1 protein-coding gene is annotated in these 2,025 nt (G+C 64.4%); it reads left to right on the forward strand.

Translation table 11 applies throughout. The features are described from left to right. The first annotated feature begins 210 nt into the window (after window positions 1-210). The gene (locus GGR40_RS22100) at window positions 211-1,725 is read left to right on the forward strand and encodes a replicative DNA helicase (RefSeq protein WP_429278419.1); all 1,515 of its coding nucleotides are present in this window, start codon (window positions 211-213) and stop codon (window positions 1,723-1,725) included. The last annotated feature ends 300 nt before the right edge of the window (window positions 1,726-2,025 follow it).

Consider the following 2,025-nt stretch of genomic DNA (forward strand, 5'->3'; position numbering starts at 1 on the left):
CGCCGATCACAACCCTCGATGAAACGCCCCATCTCACGCCTCCCAAGCAGGCCCGAAACATAGCACATCAACGCGTTTTCACACAGCCTCTACCCCAAACCGACCTCCCGCCCGTTCAACGATCCCGCGGCACCATCCACAAGCTGTGGATTAATATCCCCACCCTGCCGCCTTGTCCCGGCGCGTCCGGGGGAGCATTGTCGCGCGCTTATGGTCCAGCCTGTAGCCCTTGCCCGCGCCGATGGTGCGGAAGTCCGCGCCCTGCCCGCCAACGTCGAGGCCGAGGCCGCGTTTCTTGGCGCGGTCCTGATCGACAATCGCGTGATCGAGGAACTGCAGACCCCGCTCACCCCGCAGCACTTCTTCGAGCCGGTCCATGCCCGCGTCTACGAACGCATCCTGCAGCTGCTGGATCGCAAGGCGGTAGTCACGCCGGTCACCCTGCGCCCCTATTTCGAGGCAGACGAATCGCTGAAAGCGCTGGGCGGCGTCGCCTATCTGGCGCGGCTGACGGCGGACGGGCAGGGGCTGCTGGCCCCGCGCGAACTGGCGGAGCAGATCTACGACCTTGCGCTGCTGCGCGAACTGATCTCCGTCGGGCGCAATCTGGTCGAAAGCGCGATGGATACCTCCGAATCGGTCGAGCCGATGGAGCAGATCGAACAGGCCGAAGCCGCGCTCTACAAGGTCGCCGAAGGCGCCGCGACGCAGAGCGAGGCGCAGAGCTTCGGCTCGGCCACCCGCACTGCGATCCAGGCGATCGAGAAGGCGTTCAATTCGGGCGGCCACATTTCGGGCAAGACCACGGGCCTGACCTCGGTCAACCAGAAGATCGGCGGCCTGCACGATTCCGACCTCATCATTCTGGCCGGGCGCCCCGGCATGGGCAAGACCTCGCTGGTCACCAACATCGCCTTCAACACCGCGCAGCGCTACGTTGACGATACCGTGCGTGACGGTATGCCGCACGAAAAGTCGGTGGGCGCGCCGGTCGCTTTCTTCAGCCTGGAAATGAGCGCGGACCAGCTGGCCACGCGTATTCTGGCCGAACAGTCGAACATCAGCTCCGAAGCGCTGCGCATGGGCAAGATCAGCCGCGAGGATTTCCAGTCGCTGTCCTTCGCCAGCCAGCGCTTGGCCGAACTGCCGCTGTTCATCGACGATACGCCGGGCCTGACCATTGCCGGCCTGCGCACTCGCGCCCGCCGCCTGAAGCGCCGCCACAACATCGGCCTCGTCATCATCGACTACCTGCAGCTGTTGACCGGCTCGGGCCGCGCCAACGACAACCGCGTGAACGAAATTTCCGAGATCTCGCGCGGGCTGAAGACGCTGGCCAAGGAACTGAGCGTGCCTGTGATCGCGCTGTCCCAGCTCAGCCGCGCCGTCGAACAGCGCGACGACAAGCGCCCGATGCTGTCCGACCTTCGCGAATCCGGCTCGATCGAGCAGGACGCCGACATGGTCTGGTTCGTGTTCCGCGAAGACTACTACGTGAAGGCCACCGAGCCGAAGTTCCCCAGCGACACCGATGGCATCGACGTCAAGGACAAGTGGGAAACCTGGCGCGCCAAGATGGAAGAAGTCACCGGCCTGTCCGAACTCATCATCGCCAAGCAGCGCCACGGCGCCACCGGCAAGGTCCGCCTGCGCTTCGAAGCCCGCATCACCAAGTTCTCCGACCTCGCGCCCGATGACATGCGCTCGGCGTTCGAGGCGGACTGACGGATTCGCAGCAGGGGTGGGGCACCCGCGCAAAGATACCGCGCCGAGCGCAGGCTTTCTCCCGATGCCGACAGCGTGGCAGAGGCATCATTGATTGAAAGAGAGGGCGGCGCTGCCGCCAGCGCGACATCTTTGCGCCTTAAGCTCCTGCGTGAACCGCTTCTTTCAGCTTCCTGCCGCCCGGCGAACAAGCGTCGGGTTTCGCCCGAGGCTGTGTGAGAACGCGTTGTTTGTTTTTGATTAGCAGGCGCACGTAGGCTCCTTGGGTTCAGCCTCTCATCGCCACGATCATCTTCGGGG

The sequence above is a fragment of the Novosphingobium gossypii genome (genome assembly GCF_050433305.1).
GTDB classification, from domain to species: Bacteria; Pseudomonadota; Alphaproteobacteria; order Sphingomonadales; family Sphingomonadaceae; genus Novosphingobium; species Novosphingobium gossypii.

What these genes read in the sequence shown, in the direction of transcription:
- GGR40_RS22100 (WP_429278419.1), top strand. Translation starts at nt 211, where the DNA reads ATGGTCCAGCCTGTAGCCCTTGCCCGCGCCGATGGTGCGGAAGTCCGC.